A 24,304-nucleotide genomic window follows, 5' to 3' on the forward strand; every position below is an offset into this window, starting at 1 on the left:
CCTGACCGTTGACGACGCACCGCCGGGCCGGTAAACTCGAACACGATTCGACTTTGAGAAAAGTCCGACGATGTCCGTTGTGAGCCTGTCGCGCGGTATCGTCCGGCATCACCAGATAGAAGGCCCGATGGGTGTAGCGAGCACACGCGAAGCGCCGGTCACCACTGTGTCCGGCCGCACAGCCATCGTTACCGGTGGTTCCCTTGGCGTCGGTGTTGCTGCGGCGAAAGCGATTGATGCCGCCGGCGGCAACGTGGTGCTGATCGCGCGCAGCCAGGAAGCCGCGGACGCCACTGCCGCCGAAGTGGGTGGCAACGCTGTCGGCATGGCTGCCCGAGCCGTCGACCAAGCAGCAGCCCAACGATGTGTGGACGCGGCGATCGAGCGATTCGGCAGCATCGACATCTTGATCAACACCGCGGGCACCAACCACGCCCGTGGCCGGATCATCGATCAGGACTACCTGCGATTCACCAAGACCTGTGGTGTGACCTTGTGGGAGCCGATCCTCTGGACCTCACTCGTGGCGCGCGCCTGGATGAGCGAGCACGGCGGCGTGGTCGTCAACACCATCGGCGAGACCGGATCCGATGCCGGCCTCGGGCTGTACGCCGCGGCCAACGCGGCGCTGCTATCCCTCACCGAACAATTGGCGGTCGAGCTCTCGCCGACCGTACGGGTCGACGCGGTCGTGCTCGACACCGCACAGTCCGAATACGCCGGGTCGGCCACCGCCCCGGCGCCATCCGGCGAGCACGATGTCGGCGACGCCATCGTGCGTCTTGTCAGCTACTCGAGGCGGGTTGGCCGATGAAACCGGCATCGGCCCAATCCGAGACCACCGATCTCGACGCGATCACTGTGGCGATGAATGCGCCTGACGCTCAGGTGGCCATGACGTAGCTGCCCGGCGCGACACCGAGCGGGCGGAAGTCGACGTTACCCAGCGTGGCCGCGGCTGGCTTCGTTTGTCCAGATCGGTCACCGAGCCACGCAGCGTAGTCGGGCCACCACGAACCCTGTACGGTTGCCGCGGCGCCGCGCCAGTCTGTGGGGTCGAGTGAATTGCTCTCCGACACTTGATAACTGGACTTGCGGTTGCCGGGTGGGTTGACGAGGGCGGCGATGTGGCCGTTGGTCGACAGTACGAAACGCACCTTGCCGCCGAGTAGTTGCGCGCTGCGGTAGCAGTTGGTCCAGGGGCAGATGTGGTCGGCCGAGCCGGCCACGACATAGGAGTCGACCGTGATCTTGCCCAGGTCGATGGGTGTGCCGAGCACGGTGACCGCGTCGGCGGTGGCGAGCTTGTTGTGCAGGGCGATTTCGATGAAGTCGCGGTGCAGTGCGGCGGGCATCCGGGTGGTGTCGGCGTTCCAGAACAGAATGTCGAACTTGGGTGGGGTCTTGCCCTGCAGATAGTTGTTGACCCAGTAGTTCCATACCAGATCGGCGGGGCGCAGCCAGGCGAAGACTTCCGCGAGAGTGCGCCCGTCCAGGTATCCCTTGCTCTGCGACCGGGCGATCGCGGCATGCGCGATACTTTCGTCGATGAGCGAGCCGGCGACGCCTGCCCGGTTCTGGTCGATCATGGTGACGAGCAGGTTGAGGCTGGCGAGTTTGCCGATGCTTCCGGTCTGCGCGCGGTGTGCCGCCGCCATGCACGCGATCAGGCCACCCGAGCAGGCGGCCATGGTGTGCACGGCGCCGACGCCGGCGATCCGGTCGACCACGCTGAACGCGTCGATCACGGCTTCGGCGTAGGCATCGGTGCCCCAGTCACGGTGGCGTTCGTCGGGATTGCGCCAGGAGATCATGAACACCTGCTGGCCTTGCCGGACCAGGTACTCGACGAGGCTGCGGCCAGGAGCCAGGTCGAGGACGTAGTACTTGTTGATGGTCGGCGGAACGATCAGCAGCGGCAATTCGCGCACGGTTTCGGTCTGCGGCAGGTACTGGATCAGTTCGAACATCTCTGTCCGGTACACGACGGCGCCGGGCGTGATCCCGAGATCGACGCCCACCTTGAAGGCGTCGGGCTCGACCATCGCCGGGATCCGCGGCGAGCTGGCGAAGTCCCGCAGCAGGTTGCGTGGGCCCGAGACGGTATTGGAGCCGTTGCTGGCGAAGAACGTCTTCCAGGCGACGGGGCTGATCAGCGGATTATTGCTCGGTGCTGCGGCTTCGAGGATGTTGGACAGGACGAACTTCATTCGCTCGGCGTCGCGCCACTCCATCGGCGCGTCCTCGACGAGCCCTTCGGCCAGCTCGTTCGCGGCCAGATAGGCCTGCACGATGCGCTTCAACAGCGGGTTGTTCGACCATTCCGGGTCGGCGAAGCGCCGGTCCTTCGGTGGCGGTGCGAGCTCGGAGGTGCCGGTGACGATGCGGCCGAGTTCGTCGACAAGCTTGCCGACCCGTGTCTTGACCCGGTCGGGGCGTTTGGCGAGAGCGTCGAGGAAGCGAACTCCCGAATTGCCGGGCAGCCACCGGTGGGCGGGCCCCAGCGCGGCGTCGATCAGCATGTGGTCGAAGGGAACCGCGAACTCCGGGTTGTCACTGGTCGTGCGGGTATTGATGATGGCGCTCCACTCTCGTCGGCCGCGCGGGCACAGTCCGCGCAGCGTGCACTGGTCGGGTCCGCGTCGATCTGGTAGCCAGATCGCGGTGGCGCGGTGGTCGACGACCGAGTGGTGGGTCTGCTGTTCGCAATTCGGTGGCGAACGCACGATGACCCGCATCTCAGTGCGGCCACCGTGCCGAACGCGTACTAAAACAGTCGCGCATCGCGCCGGTTCAGCCAATGTCGGCGCCGACAACGCATCACCGGAGACCGTGTCGGTACCCACAGTCTGTTCGCTCGATGCGGCGCGGCCTGCCACCTGGTGGATAACCTGTCCAGGTGCCTCCTTCAAGCCTCGCTCCGCCGGTGGCGAAACTGGCCGCTGACCTGCTCGGGCAGACCGATCAACTGGCAGACCAGCTGCTCGCCCGAATCTCCGAGCAGATCGAGATCTACCGCATGGAGAGCATTGTCGGCCGCGGCGAGTTGCGCACATCGCTGATAGCCAACACGAATCAGATCCTGGCCCGGTTGAGCGGCGAACTGGGGCCCGACCTTTCGGCGCCCCGGCATATCGGACGCACCCGGGCCGTGCAGGATATGCCGCTACCGGAGGTGCTGCGCGCCTATCGCCTCGGCTTCGCGTTCTTGTGGGAGCGGTTGCTCGCCGCGGCCCGTGACTCGGGCCAGAAGTCGGTGGATGCGCTGCTCGATACCGCGACGGCGATCTGGGAACTGGCCGACGACTTCTCCCTCGCCCTGACCGAGTCCTACCGGGAGGCGATGAGCGAACGGATGATCGCGGCCGACCGCAGGCGATCGGGCATCATCTCGGCGATTTTGGACGGGCCGGCTACCGGTTCGCTGAGCGCCTGGGAGGTCGCGAAGCTGCTCGACCTGCCCTACGACGGCACCTTCCTCGTGGTCGTCGCGGAGGTGACGGGTTCGCACTCCTCGGCGCTGCCGCGACTCGAGGACCGCCTCCGGCAGCTCGACGTCGGTTCGGCATGGCGCTCCCAACCGCAGCACGAGATCGGGGTGCTCTCTCTGGGACAACGCCGTGACCAGGCGGAGGTGCTCGCCTCGGTCGCGCAGGTGGCGCTCGGTCGCGTCGGCGTGAGCCCGCTGTTCCACCGGCTCGATGGTGCGGCCAGGGCATTGCGGCTGGCACAGGTCGCTCTGGAGACCTCGGCGCCCGGCACGAAGGGTATTCGGCGCCTCGACGACGACCCGCATATCGATCTCCTTGTGCGCGACCGGGATACCACCCGCCGGTTCGTGGTGCGCGTGTTGCACGGCGTGCTCGCCATGCCCGACCACGAACGGACGACGCTGCTGGCCACCGCGACGGCATGGATCGATTCGCGTGGCTCGGCCGCCGAGGCGGGCAGGTTGCTCTACTGCCACGAGAACACCGTCCGGCACCGCATCCGTCGCGTCGAAGAACGCCTGGGTGGCTCGCTCGACGACCCGCGGGTACTGAGCGACCTCACCATCGCCCTGCAGGCCATCCGCGCGTTTCCGGAGCTCGGCAACCGACTCGACACCTGAGAGCGTCGTCCCCAACCTGAAGGAGGCCACGTGGCCGAGGTCGAAACCGTTCGGGAATTGCGGATCAGCGGACGGCGCCTGCGCGTGGCGGTGCGCGCGGGTCAGGGCCGCCCGCTGCTGATGTGCAACGGGATCGGCGCGAGGCTGGAGTTGCTGGCGCCCTTCCTCGACCGGCTCGACCCGGCGATCCCGGTGATCCGATTCGATGTGCCCGGCATCGGCGGTTCCGAATTGCCGCGTGTACCTTACAATTTCGCGACTCTGGCCTGTCTGCTCGGTGAGGTCCTCGACGAACTGGGGTACGGGGAGACGGACGTGCTCGGCATCTCGTGGGGCGGCGGCCTCGCTCAGCAGTTCGCCTTCCAGCATCCCCGGCGGTGCCGTCGCCTGGTGCTCGTCGCCACCGCGACCGGCTCGCTGATGATCCCGGCGCATCCCCGGGTGCTGAGCAAGATGATCACGCCGCGCCGCTACCGCGATCCCGCTCACGCGGCAGCGATCGCTCCGACGATCTACGGGGGCCGCTTGCGCGCGGAACCGGGGCTCGCCGAGGAGATCCTGTACAGCCACGCGGGCCACGCCCCCGGCCTCGGCTACGCGCTGCAGCTGCTCGCTGGTGCGGGCTGGTCCAGCCTGCCGTTCCTGCCCATGATCCGGCAGCCCACGCTGATCCTGGCCGGCGCCGACGACCCGATCGTGCCGGTGATCAACGCGAAGATCATGCACCGGCTGATGCCCCGGTCGACCCTGCACATCTACCCGGACGGTCATCTCGGCCTCGTCACCCGTGCCGATGACCTGGGCCCGCGAGTCGCCGGGTTCCTCCGTCCGGTGCTGGGGGAGACCCCACCGAAATAATTTCACAACAACTGTTGTGTGAACCCGTAGACCTCACTACAGTGATGCACGCCACCCTGATACGCGACAGCGGCGGGTGACAGACGAAGCGGCGCAGAGCGCTGATCGCTTCGCGCAAGTCGGTCGATGCCGAAATGGCTTCTCCATGCCGTTTCGTGCGGCATATCCGACTCTATTTCCGGCAGCCCTTTCCGAAATGGCTGGCGGCCCAGCAGGTTGAAGGAGATTTGATCATCATGAGTTCTCGCTGGACCCGGATTCGATCCGGTCGCTGTGCCACCGTCGCCGGGCTATCCGGGGGCATCGCGGTAGCCGTCGGTGTGCTGATGCCGACCATGGCGGGCGCGGATACGTTCGTTCCACTGCCGGACGGGTCGAAGGCGGGCCCCGGCGTCACCTTGTCCCGCACCGGCGAACACGCGATCGTCTCGCCGTCGATGGCCGCCAACGGTGCGGGCCGGGTGGTGTGGGTGTCGGGGAACGCGGCTGCCGACGTCACCGTGACCCCCGAAGGTGAGGTCGGCCCGACCAATGGGCCCGCGGGTCTGCCGGGCAGCAACAATTCGTCCACGCACGGTGCGTCGCAGCTCAATACCGGTTATCTGGTCGGTTGCCAGGTGAGCATCGCCGACGACGCGATCGGCGCGGGGGTGTCCGGCGGCGTCTCCACTGGCGGGGTGAGCGCGGGCGGCTCGATCGGCGTGAATCTCGGTCCCGGCGAGGTGAAATTCGTCCAGATCGATTACAAGGACATTCTGAAGCCGGGCCGGTACTCGGTGGAATATCAGGACGCCGAAATCGAAATCCAGGGCTGTGCGGGATATGCCCAGGCCCGCGCCTACACGGTGGTCGAGATCATCGGCGATCACTACTCCAAGACCACCCTGTACGGCGCGCCGTTCAGTATCGGCTGAACGTCTTTTCCCGCATTCCTTGTGTCCCTTCGCGTCTGCGAACCCGAATCCGAAGGTGTTTCCTGTGCTCAACCGAAAGAATCTCGCGCGTACCAGTTTCGGCGCCGTCGCCACGCTGGCGATCGGCCTGCTCGCCACCGCCCCGGCCGACGCCGATACGTTCGTGCCGTTGCCGGGCGGTGAGGTGGTCAAGACCCTCTCCGACGGCACCGTGGTGACGGTCCGGCTCGTCGGTGAGTCCGCCGATATCAATCCGTCGCTGGGGTCCACACCCGTGCACCGCAACGCGTGGGTCTCGGGCACCGCCCAGGTCGAACTCGCGGGCACCGGCGCGGAAGCGGGCGGGCTCATCATCCCTGGCTATACCGTAGGCTGCCAGGTCAATATCGCCGGTGGCGGTGCCGGTGGCGGCGTGGAAGGCGCCTCGGACTGGGAGGGTAACGCGAGCGTCGGGGCGAGTACCAGCGGTGAACTGTCGCTCGGGCCGGGCCAGGCCAAGTCGTTCTACATCCTCGATCGGGAAAAGGCCGACGACTTCGGCAACGAGTCGCACAAGGTCTACAACGTGTTCTCCGGCGGGAGCGGCTCGGTGGCCTGGGCCGATCAGACGATCGGCCTGACCGGTTGTGGCGGCTACGCCCAGGCCAGGGCCTTCGTCAGCGTCGAGATCGTCACCGACAGCGTCACCAGCTGGGTGACGCTGTGGGGCCAGCCCTTCAGCCTGGGCTGACCGGCGGAATCCGGAATCAGCCGGTCGCGCGGAAGGTGTCCGCGCGACCGGCTGCCGGTATTTCCCCTACCGTACAACACAATTCGTGAATCGAACGGGGCAAATCTTCGGCGCCGCCGACGCCCACCTGCGGCTGCTCGGCGGCCAGGTTGGTCGCCGATTACACCATCTGGTCAGCGCTGTGCCCCGACAGCGCCCCGTGCGGCAATTCCGCTGGTCAGCTGATTCGATCGACGCGGTGCTCGCTTGCCAGGAGGCTGCCGGGCGTCCTGCTACCTTGTGGTGGACGGCAATGTCACGACCATTTCGAGCACGTGCGGGAGGACGATGCTTCTCGCGATCGCGTTGACGATGGCCGTCATCTTGGCGTGGGCGTGCGTGTCGGGAACCCTGACCCGGTGGAGCGTGACCGAGCCGGTCGCCATGATCATCGCCGGCGCCGTTGTCGGATTGACCGACGACGAGTGGCTGCTGGAGTCGATCGACACAAGCACCGCCCTGCGCGTCGTGGAGTTCGGGCTGGCGCTGTTCCTGTTCAGTGACGCGACCGAGATCCGGGAGCGCATCGCCCCGAACACCGGGGTGACGAGGATGCTGGTGGCCTTCGGTGCCAGTCTGCTGCTGGCCACGGTCGCCGGGAAGTTCGTGCTGAATCTGGATTCGTGGCCGCTGCTGCTGATTCTGGCCTGCATCGTGATGCCGACCGATCTGGTTCCCGCGCAATCGATCCTGCGGGACAATCGCATCACCAAGCGGGTGCGCGACACGCTCAATGTGGAGAGCGGGCTCAACGACGGGCTCGTCGCGCCGGTCATACTGTTCGCCCTGGAAGCCTACCGGCGCGCCATCGACTCCGAGGATGCGCTGGGGGCGCTCGGACACGCACTGTCGGCCGTGGTCAAGTCGGTGCTGGTCGGCGTCCCGATCGGGGTCGCCGCAGGCGTCGGGCTCTCCGCGGCAGCGGCGCGTGGCTGGACCGACCCGCGCGCTGTCCGCTGCGGCATCCTGGCGATTCCGGTGCTCACCTTCGCGATGGCCATCTCCATCGACGGCAACGGATTCGTGGCTGCGTTCCTCGCCGGAATCGCCTACCGGGCCACCCATCGCGACATCCCCGACGAACCGTTGGAACTCACCGAACGCCTCGGTCAGTTCCTGGGTCTGGGCCTGTGGTTCGTTGTCGGGGCGATCGCGGTGGCCGGGCCCTGGCTGCACTGGACCGTCGTCGTCTACGGCCTGCTCGCGCTCACCGTGTTTCGTATGGTGCCCACCTGGATCGCCCTGATCGGGTCGCGTTTCACGCGGGCCGAACGGGTCATGCTGTGCTGTTTGGGCCCACGCGGAGTCGCGTCCATCGTCTTCGGGCTGCTGGCGATGAACAGCATGGCCGACTCGCCGGACACGGAACTGGTGGTGGGAGCAACGCTGGTCGTCGTGTGCGCCAGCATTCTCCTGCATGGCATCGGCGCGCCGCTGGTCGCCGCTCGCTTGGGTAGATCGGGCCGAGGCGCCATGGCGGACGGGTCGGATTGACCACTCAGCGCTGGGGCGGGTCGTCGGTCACCAGGCGATAGATGACATAGCAGGCGAACCAGACGATCGCGATCGTGCAGGTGACGAGCAGGACCTCGAACACTGTGACCATTTCGCCGTTCCTTTGCACGCGCTGAACTGAATCTCGAATCGGATTCGAGTATGGGTCCCTCGTTCGGGTGTTGTCAAACGCGCGCAGGGACCCGCCGTGGTTTTACCGTGCGGCTGTTGTGTGAAATCGCTGTGCGAAACTGTGGACGTGGCGCGCAAACAGCAGCGGAGCGTGGCGGAGCAGGCTCCGGTCGTCGAGGCGCGGGATGCGACCGCGCCGCGCGGTCGACCCGCAGGCGATCACGCGGCCAAGCGCGCCGAGTTGCTCGAGGCGGCGGCCGCGGTGATCGCGACCGAAGGATATGCCAAGGCATCGATGCGACGCGTTGCCGAGCACGCCGGATACACCACCGGCGCGGTCACCTACTACTTCGCCAACAAAGAGGACATGGTCCTGGCGCTGGTGCTGAGCCGATTCGACCGCTACGACGCGATGATCGAGGCGATCCGCGACACGACCGGCGTCCGCGAGCTGCTCGCGCAGTGGTTCCAGCTGGGCACGGACGTCAAGTTCTGGCCGTTGATGCCGGAGTTGCTCATTTCGGCGCGGTCCGAACCGAGGATCGCCGAGGTCATCGTCACGCGCTATGCGAAGTTCCGCGCGGACTACGCCGCGGTGCTGGCCGCCGCGCAGGAGCGCGGCGCGATCCGTGACGACATTCCCGCGCACATCCTGTCCGACCAGCTCAGCGCTATGGGTGACGGATGGGCATTGCTGTATCCGGTGGAGCCGGGGCGTTTCACCCCCGCCCACGCGAAGGATCTGGTCGACGCCACCCTGGCGCTCATCGCACCGCGCTAGGCCGCGTCGCAGGCCATGGCAGATCGGCTACCTCGGCGGCCTGCCTGCGACTCTGCCCAGTCGATGGGTCGGTGCTTCGGCTTCGATCTCGGCGACAGTGCGCGGGCGGCGGGGAGTCCGTGCCAGCTTGCTGTCGGGGACCGCGGCCAGCTGCATGGTCGGCGGGTCGGTGATCGGCGTCGTCTGCACCAGGTCGACCATCGCGTCCTGGTTCGGGCGGTCGTCGGCGAGGACGGGCTCGGAAAGACCGACCTTCTCCTGAATGCGTTTGGCCCACTTCGGTGCCCACCAGCAGTCGTCACCGAGCAGCTTCATGATCGCGGGGACGAGCAGCATGCGCAGGATCGTCGCGTCGATGAACAGTGCCGCGATCATGCCGTAGGCGATGTACTGCATCATCACCAGATCGGAGAACGCGAACGCGCCGGTCACCACGAGCAGGATGAGCGCGGCCGCGGTGATGATGCGGCCGGTCTGGGCGGTGCCGGTGCGGATCGCCTCGGTGGTCGACGCGCCGTGGGCTCGCGCCTCGACCATGCGGGAAATCAGGAAGACCTCGTAATCGGTCGACAGACCGTAGATCACCGCGATGATCAGCATCAGCACCGGTGCGCTGATCGGCTGTGGCGTGAAGTTCAGTACTCCGGCACCGTTCCCGTCGATGAAGATCCAGGTCAGGATGCCGAGCGTGGAACCGAGCCCGAGCGCGTTCATCAGTGCCGCCTTGATGGGCAGGACCAGTGAGCCGAAGGTGAGGAACATCAGCAGGGTGGTGACCAGAATGACCAGCGCGATCATCAGGGGCATCCGGTCGAGCAGGGTGTCGATGCTGTCGGCCATGATCGCGGGCTGACCCGCGACATACATGTCGACCCCGTCGGGCACGTCGATGGCGCGCAGGTAGTCGATCGTCGGCTCGGCGTTGCCGGTCGGATCGACCAGGGTGGCCGAAGTGCGGTACACCGCCGGATCGTTGGAGCCGGTGTTGCTCGGCACGCCGAACTGGCCGACGAGCCCAGGCGCCTGGTTCGCCTGCTTCCATGCCGCGCCGATGGCGGTGGTGTCCTTGCCGACGAAGACCAGCTGGATCGGGTCGGTCTTCTTCAGCGGGAACACCTCGTAGAAATGCTCGAGGGCGAGCCGGGTGCCGTTGTCCGGCGGGAGGTATTTCTCGTTGATGCCGCCGAAGGCCAGGTTCTTGATCGGGATGATCAGCAACAGCAGGCCGACCGTGACCGCCACGGCGACTTTCAAGGGGTGCCGCATCACCCAGCGGGGGAGCCTGCCCCAGAAGCCGTTCTCGATCTCCTCGGCGGACTTGGTCTTGCGGAAGCGTTTGATGCCGAGCATGTCCACCCGCGGCCCGAGCACGGCCAGCATCGCAGGCAGGATCGTCACCGCGGTCAGGGCGGCGAGGGACACGGTCGCGATGGTGCCGTAGGCGACCGAGCGCAGAAAACCTTGGGGGAACAGCAGGATGCCGCCGAGGCTGGCGACGATCATCGTCGCCGAGGAGACGACGGTGCGGCCGGCCGTCATCACCGCGCGCCGGACCGCCGCGTGCGTGTCGTAGCCGTCGGCCAGTTCTTCCCGGAACCGGCTGACGATGAACAGCGCGAAGTCGATGGCCAGGCCGAGACCGATCATCGAGACCACGGCGGAGACGAACGAGTTGACGTCGGTGAAGTTCGTGATCGCCATGACGATGCCGTTGGCGCCGAAGATGGTGAGCCCACCGATGATCAGCGGCAGCGCGGCGGCCACGACGCCACCGAAGATGAAGAACAGCAGCACCGCCACCGCGGGAATGGCCAGCAGTTCCATCCGGTGGACGTCGGTGGCGATGGTGTCGTTGAGGGTGCCGCCGATGGCCTGCAGCCCCGAGACTTCCACGTCGACACCGTTGATGTAAAAGGCGTCGCTCACGGCCCGGTAGCTGCGCAGCAGATCGGTGTCGTTGTCACCGACGAGCGCCACCGAGGCGAACGCGTGCAACTTGTCGGCCGATCCGAACACCGACGGCACCGCAGGCGCGTCGCCCACCCGCCAGTAGGCGCCGTTGATCTTGTCGATCTCGTTCGGATGCTCGGCCAGCGCCCTGTTCAGGCTGTCGACAGCCGTGCCGCTGAACTCCGGATCATCGATCGTCTTACCGCGGGGAGCGTTGTACAGCACGATGACGTCGGCGGTGTGGTCGCGCCCGAACGCCTGGTCCGCGATCCGCGAGCCCTGCGACGATTCGGAGCCTGGGTCGTCCCACCCGCTGGAGGTGAGGTGGTCGGACAATCCGAGCCCGTACCCTCCCAGCCCCAGCAGTGCGGCACCGACAACCGCGATGACGACAAAACGAAACCGATAAACCAGGTCGCCCCAACGGTTGAACACAAACGACTCCTCTACCTGTTGCGCCACCGACCTTCCCAGGCAAACCTGAGGATCCGCTGACAGGTGCCGAGCCCGGAGTGTGAGTCTCGACATGGTTCCAGCGGGAGTTGCCAACCGCGCTGGTCGACGCCGCGGTCGAGCTGATCGCCCCGGAGCCGGGCTGCTACTTGGCGCCGACGATGCGTAACGCCATCTCCGCATAGGCCGTGGCGATGTCTTCCGGCGACCAGTAGCCCTCGTCGCGGTACCAGCGGGCGATGTCGATGCCGAGGGAGAGCAGGGCGGTGGCCGCGATCCGCGCGTCGGGGGTATCGAAGACGCCCGCCTCGACCCCGCGCTCGACCAGTTCGCGGATGGCCCGATCGATCCGCTGGCGGATGGCGCGGATCTCGGTCAGATGCTCGGGGCTCAGCGAGTTCAGCTCGTAGTTGACGATCCGGGCACCGGTGTGGCCCCGTGCGTGGTGTACGGCGAAATCGTGGATCACATTACGCAGCGCGGTCGCCGGATCGCTGGAGGACGCGGCCGCCTTCAGGATCAGCTCGAGTGTCTCCTCGTGGCCCGACCGTGAGATCACATAGAGCAGCTCTTCTTTGGATTTGTGGTGCACATAGACCGCAGCCGGGCTCATGCCGGCGGCCCCGGCGATATCGCGCGTCGTTGTCCCGTTGAAACCCTTCTCGGCGAACGCTGCGATGGCGGCTTCCAGCAGACGCGCGCGGGTCGCGTCGCTGCGGGATTCGGTGGTGTCGGTCATGGGATCGCCATTATCTCGCCTCGGTAGAGCGGCACTGGTCGCGGCCGGTGTGATGTGGCTAACAGGAGCCGGAGGTCTATTGACGGCCATCCGGGTCGCCTGCATCATCCTACTAAGCAAGCGCTTATTCACAAAGGAGATTCGATGCCGGAAGCTGTGATCGTCGCCGCTGCCCGTTCCCCGATCGGCCGCGCGGGCAAGGGTTCGCTCAAGGACATGCGTCCCGACGACCTGACCGTCCAGATGGTGCAGGCCGCCCTGGCTCAGGTGCCGAACCTCGACCCGACCCAGATCGAGGATCTCGTCCTCGGTTGTGGGCAGCCCGCAGGAGAGTCGGGCTTCAACATGGCTCGTGCCGTCGCCGTGCTGGCCGGGCTCGACACCGTCCCCGGCACCACGGTCAACCGCTACTGTTCGTCGAGCCTGCAGACCACCCGCATGGCGTTGCACGCCATCAAGGCAGGCGAGGGCGACGTCTTCATCTCGGCAGGCGTCGAGACGGTGAGCCGCTTCGCCAAGGGCAACGCCGACGGCATGCCCGACACCGAGAACCCGATCTTCGCCGACGCGGTCGCCCGCACCGCCGAGCGTGCCGCCGGCGGTGCCGCGTCCTGGGCCGACCCGCGGACCAACGGTGTCGTGCCCGACCTCTACATCGCCATGGGCCAGACCGCGGAGAACGTCGCCCAGTCCACCGGGATCACCCGCGCCGAGCAGGACGAATTCGGCGTGCGCTCGCAGAATCTGGCCGAAAAGGCCATCGCCAACGGCTTCTGGGCCACCGACATCACCCCGGTGACGCTGCCCGACGGCACGGTGGTCAGCGCCGACGACGGCCCGCGCGCCGGCGTCACCCTCGAGGCGGTGAGCCAGCTGAAGCCCGTATTCCGGCCCGATGGCACCGTCACCGCGGGCAACTGCTGCGCGCTCAACGACGGCGCGGCCGCCCTGATCATCATGTCCGACACCAAGGCACGCGAACTGGGCCTGACCCCGCTCGCCCGGGTCGTCAGCACCGGCGTTTCCGGCCTGTCGCCGGAGATCATGGGCCTGGGTCCGATCGAGGCCTCCAAGCAGGCACTGCGTCGCGCCGGTCTCACCATCGACGACATCGACCTGGTCGAGATCAACGAAGCCTTCGCCGTGCAGGTGCTCGGCTCCGCCCGCGAACTCGGCATCCCCGAGGACAAGCTCAACATCAACGGTGGCGCGATCGCCGTGGGTCACCCGTTCGGCATGACCGGCGCCCGCATCACCTCCACCCTGATCAACTCGCTGCGCTACCACGACAAACAGTTCGGGTTGGAGACGATGTGCGTCGGTGGCGGCCAGGGTATGGCCATGGTGCTGGAGCGTCTGTCGTGACCGGCCGTTTCGCGGGCAAGACCGCGATCGTCACCGGCGCCAGCCGCGGCATCGGCCTCGGCATCGCGCAGCGGCTGGTCGACGACGGCGCGAAGGTCGTCATCACCGCCCGCAAAAAAGACGCCCTCGACGAGGCCGTCCAGCAGCTCGGTGGCCCCGAGCACGCGCTCGGTGTGGCAGGTCGCGCCGACGACACCGCCCACCAGGAAGACGCTGTCGCCCGCGCGATCGAGACGTTCGGCAGCGCCGACCTCCTGGTCAACAACACCGGGATCAACCCGGTCTACGGCCCGATGATCGACATGGATCTGCAGGCCGCGCGCAAGATCATCGAGGTGAATTGCCTTGCAGCACTGGCGTGGACCCAGAGCGTGCACAAGGCCTGGATGGCCGAGCACGGTGGCGCGGTGGTCAACGTGTCGTCGGTGGCGGGCATCCGGCCCGCGCCCGGCATCGGCTTCTACGGTGCCAGCAAGGCGATGCTCACCTACATCACCCAGGAGCTGGCCGTCGAGCTCGGCCCGAATCTGCGGGTCAACGCGGTCGCGCCCGCCGTGGTGAAGACCAAGTTCGCCACCGCGCTGTACGAGGGCAAGGAAACCGAACTCGCCGCGACCTACCCGCTCAAGCGCCTCGGTGTGCCCGAGGACATCGCCGGCGCGGTGGCCTTCCTGCTCTCCGATGACGCGTCCTGGGTCACCGGCCAACTGCTGGTCCTCGACGGCGGCGTCACGCTGACCGGCGGCGTCTGACAACCACACCGAACCTCCAGGAGACAACGATGAGTACACCAACCAAGACCGCGATCGTCACCGGCGGTGCCCGTGGCATCGGCGCGGGCGTTGCCCGCCGGCTCGCTGCCGACGGCATGGCCGTCGCCGTGATCGACCTCGACGAGGTCGCCTGTAAGCCGGTTGTCGAGCAGATCGAAGCCGCGGGCGGACGGGCGATCGCCGTCGGCGCCGACGTGGCCGACGAGGCCTCCGTCACCGCGGCCGTCGAGCGGGTCGTCGCCGAACTCGGCGCCCCGACCGTGCTGGTCAACAACGCCGGCGTCCTCCGCGACAACCTGCTGTTCAAGATGTCGGTCGACGACTGGGACACCGTCATGAACGTGCATCTGCGTGGTGCCTTCCTGATGACGCGCGCGGTGCAGAAATACATGGTGGAGGCCGAGTTCGGCCGCATCGTCAACCTGTCGAGCACCTCGGCGCTCGGCAATCGCGGGCAGGCCAACTACGCCGCGGCCAAGGCGGGCGTGCAGGGCTTCACCAAGACCCTGGCCTTCGAGCTGGGCAAGTTCGGTGTCACCGCCAACGCGATCGCGCCCGGTTTCATCGAGACCGAGATGACCGCGGCCACCGCGGCGCGCGTCGGTATTCCGTTCGAGGATTTCAAAGCCGGTGCCGCCAAGGAGATCCCGGTCGCGCGCACCGGTGTGCCCGAGGATATCGCGCACGCCGTGTCGTTCTTCGCCGGTGAGGGCGCCGGTTTCGTGTCCGGTCAGGTGCTCTACGTGGCGGGAGGGCCGAAGGCATGAGGGCTTTCCAGGGCATCGCCGAGCTCGAGGCCGCGGTCGGGTCGCATCTCGGCTATTCCGAGTGGCACACCATCACCCAGTCGCAGATCAACGCGTTCGCCGACGCGACCGGTGATCACCAGTGGATCCACATCGACACCGAGAAGGCGGCGAACGGGCCGTTCGGCACCACCATCGCGCACGGTTACCTGACCCTGTCGCTGGTTCCGCTGCTGGTCGCGCAGGTGTATCGGGTCGAGGGCGTGCAGATGGCGGTCAACTACGGCTCCAACAAGCTGCGTTTCCCGGCGCCGGTGCCGGTGGGCTCGACGGTGCGCGCCGGGGTCGAGCTGGTCTCCGTCGCGGCGGGTGCCGCGGGCCACCTGGTCACCGCCAAGGTCGTGATCGAGCGCGAGGGCGGCGACAAGCCGGTCTGCGTGGTCGAATCGCTCAGCCTCGTGGTGGCCTGATGGAAACCCGGACCGACCTTCCGGGCCTGGATCTCGACCGGTTGTCGACCTGGCTGCGTGGCCAGGTCGACGTGGCGGGCGCCCTGAGCGGCACACTGATCGCCGGCGGCAAGTCGAACCTGACCTACGCGGTCGGCGACGGCACCACCCGCTGGATCGTGCGGCGCCCGCCGCTGGGGCATGTGCTGGCCACCGCCCACGACATGGCCCGCGAATACCGGGTGATGGCGGCCCTGCGGGACACCGATGTCCCGGTGCCTGCGATGTACGCGCTGTGCCAGGACGACTCCGTGCTCGGCGCGCCCTTCTACGTGATGGAACACGTGGAGGGCACGCCGTACCGGACCGCCGCGGAGCTGACCGAGCTGGGACCCGAACGGACACGGGCGATCTCGACCTCGCTGATCGACACCCTCGCCGTGCTGCACGCGGTCGACCCGGTGGCGGTCGGGCTGGCCGACTTCGGTCGTCCCGAGGGTTTCCTCGAGCGCCAGGTGCGCCGCTGGAAGAAGCAGCTGGACGCGTCGCACTCGCGCGAGCTGCCCCTGGCCGACGAGCTGCACGCGCGGCTGGCCGCCGACGTGCCCCCCGAGTCGGCGGTGGGCATCGTGCACGGTGACTACCGGCTCGACAACGTGCTGACCGACAGCAGCGACCGGCCGGCGGCGGTCATCGACTGGGAGATGGCCACCCTCGGTGACCCGCTCACCGACCTGGCGCTGATGGTCGTCTACGGCCGGCTCGCCGCGGGCCGGTCCGGCAACGCGACGGTGGCCGACGCGTCGGTAGCCCCGGGCTTCCTGTCCGAGGACGAGATCATCGCGCGCTACACCGCGCGCAGCGATCGCGACATGTCCCGGTTCGGTTTCTACCTCGGCCTCGCCGCCTTCAAACTGGCCGCGATCCTCGAGGGTATCCACTACCGCTATCTGCACGGCCAGACGGTCGGCGAAGGTTTCGACACCATCGGCGCGGCGATCGACCCCCTCCTCGAAACCGGTCTCACCGCACTGAAGGAGCACCGCTGATGGATTTCGCCTTCGACGCACGCACCGAGCAATTGCGTGCCTCGCTGCTGGATTTCATGGACACCCACGTCTACCCGGCCGAACCGGTGTTCCGCGAGCAGCTGTCCCAGCTCGACAACCGCTGGGCGTGGGATTCGGTGCCGATCATGTCCGAGCTGCGGGCCGAGGCGCGCAAGCGCGGTCTGTGGAATCTGTTCCTGCCCGGCGCGGAGGGCGCCGGGCTGACCAACCTGCAGTACGCGCCGCTGGCCGAGATCACCGGCCGCAGTGGGCATCTGGCCCCGGCCACCCTCAACTGCGCGGCGCCCGACACCGGCAACATGGAGGTGCTGGCCCAGTTCGGCACCGAGGCCCAGCGCAAGGAATGGCTGGAGCCGCTGCTGGAGGGGCAGATCCGGTCCGCCTTCGCGATGACCGAGCCCGACGTGGCCTCCTCCGACGCCACCAATATCGGGACCCGCATCGAGCGCGACGGCGACGACTACGTGCTCAACGGCCGTAAGTGGTGGATAACCGGCGCGATGAACCCGAACGCGCAGATCTTCGTCGTGATGGGCAAGACCGACCCGTCCGCGAGCAGGCACCGCCAGCAGTCGATGATCCTGGTCCCGCGCGACACCCCCGGCGTGGAGATCATCCGCGGCATGGAGGTCTTCGGCTACGACGACCACGATCACGGTGGTCACGCCGAGCTGTCGTTCACCGATGTGCGGGTGCCCGCGGCCAACCTGATCGGTGGCGAGGGCGACGGCTTCGCCATCGCGCAGGCTCGGCTCGGCCCCGGCCGCATCCACCACTGCATGCGCGCCATCGGCGTGGCCGAGCGCGCGATCGAGGCGATGTGCGCCCGCGCCGACGAGCGCGTCGCCTTCGGCAAGCCGCTCAGCGAGCAGGGCGTGATCCGGGACTGGATCGCCGAGTCACGGGTCAAGCTCGAACAGCTGCGGCTGCTGGTGCTCAAGACCGCCTGGCTGATGGACACCGTGGGCAACAAGGGCGCACACACCGAGATCCAGGCGATCAAGATCGCCACCCCGGCCACCGTGCAGTGGATCCTCGACAAGGCCATCCAGGTGCACGGCGCAGCCGGTCTGTCCCAGGACTTCTCGCTGGCCGCGTCCTACGCGGGCAACCGCACGCTGCGCTTCGCCGACGGCCCGGACGAAGTCCACAAGAACGCGCTGGCCAAGAACGAGCTGCGCAAACAGCGGGAGGCCCGATGACCATCGACGAACTTCGCACCAGAATCGGCGAATTCCTCGCCGTCAACGATCCCGCCACCACCGAGCGCCTCGAGTTCCTGCGCGCTCGCTACGACGCGGGCCTGGCGTGGGTGTACTTCCCCGAGGGCCACGGCGGTCTCGGTCTGCCGCACGCCTGGCAGACCGAGGTGGACCAGCTCTTCGAGCAGGCCGGTGCCCCGGACAACAACCCGAATGCCAACGTCATCGGTCTCGGTATGGCGGGCCCGACGATCCTGGCCTGCGGCACCGAGGAGCAGAAGAAGCGGTTCCTGCGTCCGCTGTGGACCGGCGAGGAGATCTGGTGCCAGCTGTTCAGTGAACCCGGCGCCGGCTCAGATCTGGCCAACGTCAGCACCCGCGCGGTGCGCGACGGCGACGAGTGGGTCGTCAACGGGCAGAAGGTGTGGACCTCGAGCGCGCATCTGGCGCAGTTCGCGATCCTGCTGGCCCGCACCGACGCGGGTATTCCCAAGCACCGCGGCATGACGTACTTCCTGATCGACATGACCCAGCCGGGGGTCGACGTGCGGCCGCTGCGCCAGATCACCGGTGAGGCCGAGTTCAACGAGGTCTTCATCACCGACGCCCGCGTGCCCGACGCCCAGCGCCTCGGCGCCGAGGGTGACGGGTGGCGCATCGCCAACACGACGCTCAACACCGAGCGGGTCGCGATCGGCGGCCGGGCAAGCGCCCGCGAGTCCGGGCTCATCGGCGTAGTCGCCGACACCTGGCGCGAGAATCCGGCGCGGCGCACCCCGGAGCTGCACGACCGGTTGCTGCGACTGTGGGTCGACGCCGAGGTCGCCCGGCTCACCGGTCTTCGCTTGCGCCAGAAGCTGGCTCAGGGGCAGGCCGGTCCGGAGGGTTCGGCGATGAAGCTGTCCTTCGCCCGGATCGCCCAGCAGTTGTCCGGGCTGGAGCTGGAGCTGCTCGGTGAGGACGGGCTGCGCTACGACGACTGGACCCTGGTCCGTCCGGAGCGTGTCGATATGAACGCGCGCGACGCGGGCTACCGCTACCTGCGGGCCAAGGGCAATTCGATCGAGGGTGGCACCTCCGAGATCCTGCGAAACATCGTGTCCGAGCGCATTCTCGGCCTGCCCGCCGAGCCGCGCACCGACAAGGACCGTCCCTGGAAAGAAGTCGCGCGATGACCGACGTTGATCTGCTCTACACCGAAGTCGAGGACGACCTGCGCAGTGTGGTGCGCTCGGTGCTGACCGCACAGTGCGAACCCGGCGCGGTCACCGCACTCTACGACGGCGACCGCGCGCTGGTGGCCGACCTGTGGAAGAACATCGCGGTCGACCTCGGCCTGGCAGGGCTGCTCATTCCCGAAGCGGACGGTGGCGCGGGCGCCTCGGCCCGTGAGGCGGCGGTGGTGCTCGAGGAACTCGGGCGCTTCGTCGCCCCGGTGCCCTTTCTGACCAGTGCCGTGGTCGCCACCACCGCGCTGGTGGGTTCCGGCTCGGCACTGCTGGGTCAGCTCGCGGCGGGGGAGCGGACTGCCGCCCTGGTCGTCCCGTTGACCACCGCGACCCACGCCACGCTGCCCACCGTGTCGGCCGGTGCCGACGGTCGGCTGACCGGCAAGGTCACCAGTGTGGCCGGCGCGCTCGAGGCCGATGTGCTGCTGGTCCCGGCCACCGGTCCCGACGGTGTCGCGCTGTATGCGGTGTCGGCCACCGATACCCAGCTCACGCCGGTCGTCTCCTTCGACATGACCCGTCAGCTCGCCGACATCGAGTTCGACGGTGCCGCAGGCGAACTCGTCGTGGCCGAAGGCGAGGCCGCGGTGCGCCGCGCCCTCGCAGCGGGCACCGCCCTGCTCGCCTCGGAGCAGTACGGGGTGGCGCGCTGGTGCCTCGACGAAACGGTGGCGTATCTGAAGCAGCGGCGCCAATTCGGTCGCGTGGTCGGTGGATTCCAGGCGGTCAAGCACCGGCTGGCCGATCTGTACACCGCGGTCGAATCCGGCAATGCCGCCGCCCGCTACGCCGCGGCCACGCTCGCCGAGGACGACGCCGACGCGCCCGTCGCGGCGGCGGTGGCTCAGGCGTTCTGCAGCGACCTCGCGGTCTACGCCGGTGAGGAGGCGGTGCAGTTGCACGGCGGCATGGGTATGACGTGGGAGCATCCGGCCCACCTGTACCTCAAGCGCGCCAAGGCCGACCAGCTCGCCTTCGGCACCGCCGGTGCGCACCGGGTGCGACTGGCCGACCTGGTCGAGGTGCCGGGATCATGATCGTCGGTGTCCTGCGCGAGGCACGCCCGCGCGAAACCCGGGTCGCCGCCACTCCGGCGACGGTCACCCGGCTCGTCCGGCTCGGCTACGACGTGGTGGTCGAGACCGGCGCGGGCAGTCTCGCCGCCTTCTCCGACGACGCCTACGTCGAGGCGGGTGCCACGATCGGCAACGCGCGCGCCGCCGATGTGGTGCTCGGTGTCAACGCGCCCGCGGCCTACCAGCTCGACGACATGAATCCCGGTGCCACCGTGATCAGTCTGCTGGGGGTGGTGAACGACCCGGATCTGGTCACCGACCTCGGCAAGCGGCCGATCACCGCCCTTGCCATGGACGCGGTGCCCCGCATCTCGCGGGCCCAGTCGCTGGACGTGCTGTCCTCGATGGCCAATATCGCGGGCTACCGCGCGGTCGTGGAGGCCGCGCACGCGTTCGGCCGGTTCTTCACCGGGCAGGTCACCGCCGCGGGCAAGGTACCGCCCGCCAAGGTCCTGGTGGTCGGTGCCGGGGTGGCCGGGCTGGCCGCCATCGGTGCCGCGGGCAGTCTCGGCGCCGTCGTGCGCGCGACCGATCCGCGGCCGGAAGTCGCAGATCAGGTGAAATCCCTCGGCGGAGAATATCTCTCGATCGACTCGGCCGAGGCCGAGGTGTCGGCCACCGGCTACGCCAAGGAGATGAGCGGGGACTACAAGGCCCGCGAGGCGCGGCTCTACGCCGAGCAGTGCGCCGATGTCGACATCGTGATCACCACCGCCCTGATCCCCGGGCGCCCCGCGCCGCGCATCATCACCGCCGAGATGGTGGCCTCGATGAAGCCCGGCAGTGTCATCGTCGATATGGCCGCGCAGAACGGCGGCAATGTCGAGGGCACCGTCGTCGACCGCGCGATCGTCACCGACAACGGCGTCACCATCATCGGCTACACCGACCTGGCCGGTCGACTGCCCGCGCAGGCCTCGCAGCTGTACGGCACGAACGTGGCGAACCTGCTCGAGCTGATGACGCCGGGCAAGGACGGCAGGCTGGTCCTGGACTTCGACGATGTGGTCCAGCGTTCCATCACCGTCGTGCGCGGCGGCGAGGTCACCTGGCCACCACCACCGGTCGCCGTCTCGGCGAAGCCGGCGGCCGCACCGGCCGCGCCACCCGAACCGGCACCGGCGAAGGAACCGATGTCCGCTCGGCGCCGGATCGGGCTGGTGCTGGCCGCGGCGGCCGCGGTGTTCGGGCTGATCGCGATCTCACCACCCGCGTTGCAAGGACATCTGACGGTGTTCGCGCTGGCGATCGTGATCGGTTACTACGTGATCGGCCACGTGCATCACGCGCTGCACACCCCGCTGATGTCGGTGACCAATGCGATCTCCGGGATCATCGTGGTCGGCGCGCTGCTGCAGATCGGACACGGCGATCCGTGGATCACGGGGTTGTCCTTCGCGGCGATCCTGCTGGCGAGCATCAACATCTTCGGTGGCTTCGCGGTGACCCGCCGCATGCTCGCCATGTTCTCCCGCAGCTGAGCTGCGCCCGACCCCGGAGTGAATTCTCGTGATTTCCGTTGAGACCGTAGCTAATTCGGCCTACATCGTCGCGGCGCTGTTGTTCATCCTCGCGCTGGGCGGGCTGGCCGAGCATCGAACCGCCAAGATGGGCAACACCTTCGGCATTTCCGGTATGGCGGTGGCGCTCGGCGCCACTATCGCGCTGGCGATCGGTCGTGACATCGAACCGCTCGGCCTGCTGCTGCTGGCAGGCGCGACGGCGCTGGGTGCGGCGATCGGCCTGTGGCGGGCCCGCATCGTCGAGATGACCGGGATGCCCGAGCTGATCGCGCTGTTGCATTCGTTCGTCGGTTTGGCGGCGGTGCTGGTCGGCTGGAACGGCTACCTGCATGTCGAACGCCATCCCGGTGGTGCCGATGCCGAGCTGCTGCGCGCCGAGGGGCTGCTGGGTATCCACGGCGCCGAGGTCGCGATCGGGGTGTTCATCGGCGCGGTGACATTCACCGGCTCGATCGTGGCCTTTCTGAAGCTCTCGGCGCGGATGAACTCCGCACCGTTGATGTTGCCCGGCAAGAACATCCTCAATGTGGGCTCGCTGGTGCTGTTCGCCGTGCTGACCGTGTGGTTCGTCGTCGACCCGCGGCTGTGGACCTTGGTGGCGATCACCGTCGTCGCGCTGCTGCTGGGCTGGCACTTGGTCGTCTCGATCGGCGGCGGTGACATGCCGGTCGTGGTGTCGATGCTCAACAGCTACTCCGGTTGGGCCGCGGCGGCGTCGGGCTTCCTGCTCGGCAACGATCTGCTGATCATCACCGGTGCGCTGGTCGGTTCCTCGGGTGCGTACCTGTCCTACATCATGTGCAAGGCGATGAACCGGTCGTTCCTGTCGGTGATCGCGGGCGGCTTCGGCATCACCGCGGGCCCGGCCGGTGACACCGACCTGGGCGAGCACCGCGAGGTCACCGCCGACGCTGTCGCCGAGCTGCTCACCGGGGCGAACTCGGTGATCATCACCCCCGGATACGGCATGGCCGTGGCCCAGGCCCAGCACGGCGTCGCCGAGCTCACCCGCAAACTGCGCGAGCGGGGCGTGACCGTGCGTTTCGGTGTGCACCCCGTCGCGGGCAGGCTGCCCGGCCACATGAACGTGCTGCTGGCCGAGGCGAAGGTGCCCTACGACATCGTGCTGGAGATGGACGAGATCAACGACGACTTCACCGGCACCGACGTGGTGTTGGTGATCGGCGCCAACGACACCGTCAACCCGGCCGCCGCGGAAGACCCGGCCAGCCCCATCGCGGGCATGCCCGTGCTCACGGTGTGGGAGGCCGGCAACGTCATCGTCTTCAAACGGTCCATGGCCTCCGGCTACGCCGGCGTCCAGAACCCCCTGTTCTTCCGGGAGAACTCCGCGATGCTGTTCGGCGACGCGAAGGACCGGGTGGAAGACATCGTGAAAGCGCTCTGACCGGGCCTGAAACGAACTAAGGGCGGCAGTGCCACAAGCACTGCCGCCCTTTCCTGGTTTCGGGTGGGCAACCCCTCCGTGCGAAGCCCGTTATCGCGGGGGCAGGTGTCCTCGGAACAGCAGGTAGGCGATCGCTTCGACGAGGTTCTCGATGGGGGCGACGAGGTCGATGATCATGGGGTGGGTTTCCTCGGTGGAGTAGGGATTCAGGCGGGGTCGAATTTCGAGACGAGCCAGTGGTCGTCGTGACGTTCCAGTTCGACGCGGACCGTCGTCGTGGTGGGAGTGGGTTCGGGGTGCGGCGCCAGCGTTGTCTGCTGATTCACGAAAACCACAGCGACGGCGTGGTTCTCGTCGAACTCGGCGATTCCCTTGCCCGTCACGGTGGCGGTGGTGCTGATCTTCTTCTCCTTGGCCGCCGGGGCGACGACGTCACGGGTGAACGTGCGGTAGTAGTCCGCGAAGGTGCCGGTGAGGTACTTGTTCGCGGCGTCGAGGTCGGCGTCGACGGTGTCGGCCTTGTAGGTGAGGATGGCGACCGTCGCGTCGGCGGCGGCGTCGACGGCCGCCTGCTGTCGATCCGGTGCCAACGCCCGGTCTTCGGCCCGGACAGCGAAGAACAGGTACGACCACGCGGTCACCGCCGTGACAGCGAGCACGACGGCGGTCACCAGCCTGCCCGGCCTGCGCCGCGTCGGCGGATCGGAATCCAATGGCGTTGACGGCGATTCGGTCGTTTCCTCGGTGTCGGGCGTCAGCTCTTCGGTGTTCATGCGACGAAATCCACCTTCGACATCTTGTAGGTCCCTTCGTGCTCGGTCATCGTCACGCGCAACCGCCAGCTGCGGCTCTCGTTCTTCGCGCCTGCGGCATTGGTGACCGTGGACGACGCCGCCACGATCACGGTCGCCGAATCGCCGTCGCGGGACTCGATTCCGGTGGCGACCACCTGCCCCTGGGTGACGACCTTCGCCGCCTGGACGACGGAGACGAACGAACTCGACCGCGCTTCGAAGTCCTTGGCGAACGCGCCCGTCGAATGGTCGAGGACGGCGCGCACATCCTCCGCGGCGGAGCTCTCCCGCACCGAAAGCATGGCGTTCACACCGGAATTCGCGGCCCCGAGAATCGCGGCGTCCTCGGCGCGCGCGGCTTGCGCCGCCCGGTGCCCGTCGAACTGGACCACCGCGAGCACGGCGAAAATCACCGCGACAGCGACCAGGACGAGCGGGAAGGCAGCGGACTTGACTGCTTTGATCATG

General features: G+C 67.7%; 22 protein-coding genes. 17 read left to right on the forward strand and 5 right to left on the reverse strand.

The window, feature by feature from the left end:
* The first annotated feature begins 70 nt into the window (after nucleotides 1-70).
* Nucleotides 71-814 carry an SDR family NAD(P)-dependent oxidoreductase gene (locus IEY60_RS14375; protein ID WP_373291716.1) on the forward strand — a complete coding sequence of 248 codons (744 nt, stop codon included), beginning with the start codon at nucleotides 71-73 and terminating at the stop codon, nucleotides 812-814.
* Nucleotides 815-884: 70 nt separating this feature from the next.
* Here IEY60_RS14375 and IEY60_RS14380 read toward each other — a convergent pair whose 3' ends face one another.
* A complete protein-coding gene (locus tag IEY60_RS14380) occupies nucleotides 885-2,522 on the reverse strand; it encodes a PHA/PHB synthase family protein (RefSeq protein WP_189029369.1) in 1,638 nt (545 codons plus the stop codon).
* A 377-nt stretch (nucleotides 2,523-2,899) separates the two neighbouring features.
* Here IEY60_RS14380 and IEY60_RS14385 point away from each other — a divergent pair, with 377 nt between their 5' ends.
* From IEY60_RS14385 to IEY60_RS14410, 6 genes are all read left to right on the forward strand, one after another.
* Nucleotides 2,900-4,111 carry a PucR family transcriptional regulator gene (locus tag IEY60_RS14385; protein WP_229739824.1) on the forward strand — a complete coding sequence of 404 codons (1,212 nt, stop codon included), beginning with the start codon at nucleotides 2,900-2,902 and terminating at the stop codon, nucleotides 4,109-4,111.
* A 30-nt stretch (nucleotides 4,112-4,141) separates the two neighbouring features.
* On the forward strand, nucleotides 4,142-4,969 hold the full coding sequence (phaZ, locus tag IEY60_RS14390; RefSeq protein ID WP_229739825.1) for a poly(3-hydroxyalkanoate) depolymerase: 828 nt from the start codon (nucleotides 4,142-4,144) through the stop codon (nucleotides 4,967-4,969).
* 236 nt (nucleotides 4,970-5,205) lie between these two features.
* Nucleotides 5,206-5,883 carry an MspA family porin gene (locus IEY60_RS14395; protein ID WP_189028216.1) on the forward strand — a complete coding sequence of 226 codons (678 nt, stop codon included), beginning with the start codon at nucleotides 5,206-5,208 and terminating at the stop codon, nucleotides 5,881-5,883.
* 64 nt (nucleotides 5,884-5,947) lie between these two features.
* Complete coding sequence (locus IEY60_RS14400; protein WP_189028218.1) at nucleotides 5,948-6,613, forward strand: MspA family porin; 666 nt, start codon at nucleotides 5,948-5,950, stop codon at nucleotides 6,611-6,613.
* A gap of 327 nt (nucleotides 6,614-6,940) precedes the next feature.
* Nucleotides 6,941-8,146: a cation:proton antiporter gene (locus tag IEY60_RS14405; protein ID WP_189028220.1), complete on the forward strand. Its 1,206-nt coding sequence runs from the start codon at nucleotides 6,941-6,943 to the stop codon at nucleotides 8,144-8,146.
* Between the two features lie 259 nt (nucleotides 8,147-8,405).
* Entirely contained in the window at nucleotides 8,406-9,059 is a 654-nt protein-coding gene (locus IEY60_RS14410) for a TetR/AcrR family transcriptional regulator (protein WP_189028222.1), read from the forward strand.
* Nucleotides 9,060-9,086: 27 nt separating this feature from the next.
* Here IEY60_RS14410 and IEY60_RS14415 read toward each other — a convergent pair whose 3' ends face one another.
* Complete coding sequence (locus IEY60_RS14415; protein WP_189028224.1) at nucleotides 9,087-11,444, reverse strand: MMPL family transporter; 2,358 nt, start codon at nucleotides 11,442-11,444, stop codon at nucleotides 9,087-9,089.
* Nucleotides 11,445-11,607: 163 nt separating this feature from the next.
* Nucleotides 11,608-12,201: a TetR-type transcription factor C-terminal domain-containing protein gene (locus IEY60_RS14420; RefSeq protein WP_189028226.1), complete on the reverse strand. Its 594-nt coding sequence runs from the start codon at nucleotides 12,199-12,201 to the stop codon at nucleotides 11,608-11,610.
* Nucleotides 12,202-12,345: 144 nt separating this feature from the next.
* On the opposite strand from IEY60_RS14420, the gene IEY60_RS14425 reads away from it, so the two are divergent.
* From IEY60_RS14425 to pntB, 10 genes are read left to right on the forward strand one after another with little or no spacing between them, the layout of a single operon-like run.
* A complete protein-coding gene (locus tag IEY60_RS14425) occupies nucleotides 12,346-13,566 on the forward strand; it encodes an acetyl-CoA C-acetyltransferase (protein WP_189028228.1) in 1,221 nt (406 codons plus the stop codon).
* A complete protein-coding gene (locus IEY60_RS14430; RefSeq protein WP_189028230.1) occupies nucleotides 13,563-14,318 on the forward strand; it encodes an SDR family oxidoreductase in 756 nt (251 codons plus the stop codon). Before IEY60_RS14425 ends, IEY60_RS14430 begins: the two co-directional genes overlap by 4 nt.
* A gap of 29 nt (nucleotides 14,319-14,347) precedes the next feature.
* Nucleotides 14,348-15,106 carry a 3-oxoacyl-ACP reductase FabG gene (fabG, locus tag IEY60_RS14435; protein ID WP_189028232.1) on the forward strand — a complete coding sequence of 253 codons (759 nt, stop codon included), beginning with the start codon at nucleotides 14,348-14,350 and terminating at the stop codon, nucleotides 15,104-15,106.
* On the forward strand, nucleotides 15,103-15,555 hold the full coding sequence (locus IEY60_RS14440; RefSeq protein ID WP_189028234.1) for a MaoC family dehydratase: 453 nt from the start codon (nucleotides 15,103-15,105) through the stop codon (nucleotides 15,553-15,555). Before fabG ends, IEY60_RS14440 begins: the two co-directional genes overlap by 4 nt.
* Nucleotides 15,555-16,583, forward strand: coding sequence for a phosphotransferase family protein (locus tag IEY60_RS14445; protein ID WP_189028236.1), 1,029 nt, complete (start codon nucleotides 15,555-15,557; stop codon nucleotides 16,581-16,583). Before IEY60_RS14440 ends, IEY60_RS14445 begins: the two co-directional genes overlap by 1 nt.
* Nucleotides 16,583-17,806, forward strand: coding sequence for an acyl-CoA dehydrogenase family protein (locus tag IEY60_RS14450; RefSeq protein ID WP_189028238.1), 1,224 nt, complete (start codon nucleotides 16,583-16,585; stop codon nucleotides 17,804-17,806). Before IEY60_RS14445 ends, IEY60_RS14450 begins: the two co-directional genes overlap by 1 nt.
* Entirely contained in the window at nucleotides 17,803-18,981 is a 1,179-nt protein-coding gene (locus IEY60_RS14455) for an acyl-CoA dehydrogenase family protein (RefSeq protein ID WP_189028240.1), read from the forward strand. The genes IEY60_RS14450 and IEY60_RS14455 overlap by 4 nt, the downstream gene beginning before the upstream one ends.
* On the forward strand, nucleotides 18,978-20,072 hold the full coding sequence (locus IEY60_RS14460; RefSeq protein ID WP_189028242.1) for an acyl-CoA dehydrogenase family protein: 1,095 nt from the start codon (nucleotides 18,978-18,980) through the stop codon (nucleotides 20,070-20,072). The genes IEY60_RS14455 and IEY60_RS14460 overlap by 4 nt, the downstream gene beginning before the upstream one ends.
* The gene (locus IEY60_RS14465) at nucleotides 20,069-21,592 is read left to right on the forward strand and encodes a Re/Si-specific NAD(P)(+) transhydrogenase subunit alpha (RefSeq protein ID WP_189028244.1); all 1,524 of its coding nucleotides are present in this window, start codon (nucleotides 20,069-20,071) and stop codon (nucleotides 21,590-21,592) included. The genes IEY60_RS14460 and IEY60_RS14465 overlap by 4 nt, the downstream gene beginning before the upstream one ends.
* 28 nt (nucleotides 21,593-21,620) lie before the next feature.
* On the forward strand, nucleotides 21,621-23,042 hold the full coding sequence (gene pntB, locus IEY60_RS14470) for a Re/Si-specific NAD(P)(+) transhydrogenase subunit beta (RefSeq protein ID WP_189028246.1): 1,422 nt from the start codon (nucleotides 21,621-21,623) through the stop codon (nucleotides 23,040-23,042).
* 206 nt (nucleotides 23,043-23,248) lie between these two features.
* On the opposite strand, the gene IEY60_RS14475 is transcribed toward pntB, so the two are convergent.
* Both IEY60_RS14475 and IEY60_RS14480 read right to left on the reverse strand, forming a co-directional pair.
* Nucleotides 23,249-23,815 carry a twin-arginine translocation pathway signal gene (locus IEY60_RS14475; RefSeq protein ID WP_189028248.1) on the reverse strand — a complete coding sequence of 189 codons (567 nt, stop codon included), beginning with the start codon at nucleotides 23,813-23,815 and terminating at the stop codon, nucleotides 23,249-23,251.
* Nucleotides 23,812-24,303: an Rv1363c family protein gene (locus IEY60_RS14480; RefSeq protein WP_189028250.1), complete on the reverse strand. Its 492-nt coding sequence runs from the start codon at nucleotides 24,301-24,303 to the stop codon at nucleotides 23,812-23,814. Before IEY60_RS14480 ends, IEY60_RS14475 begins: the two co-directional genes overlap by 4 nt.
* Nucleotide 24,304: the final 1 nt, after the last annotated feature.

Origin of the sequence: Nocardia rhizosphaerihabitans (assembly GCF_014646295.1) — a bacterium.
Taxonomy (GTDB): domain Bacteria; phylum Actinomycetota; class Actinomycetes; order Mycobacteriales; family Mycobacteriaceae; genus Nocardia; species Nocardia rhizosphaerihabitans.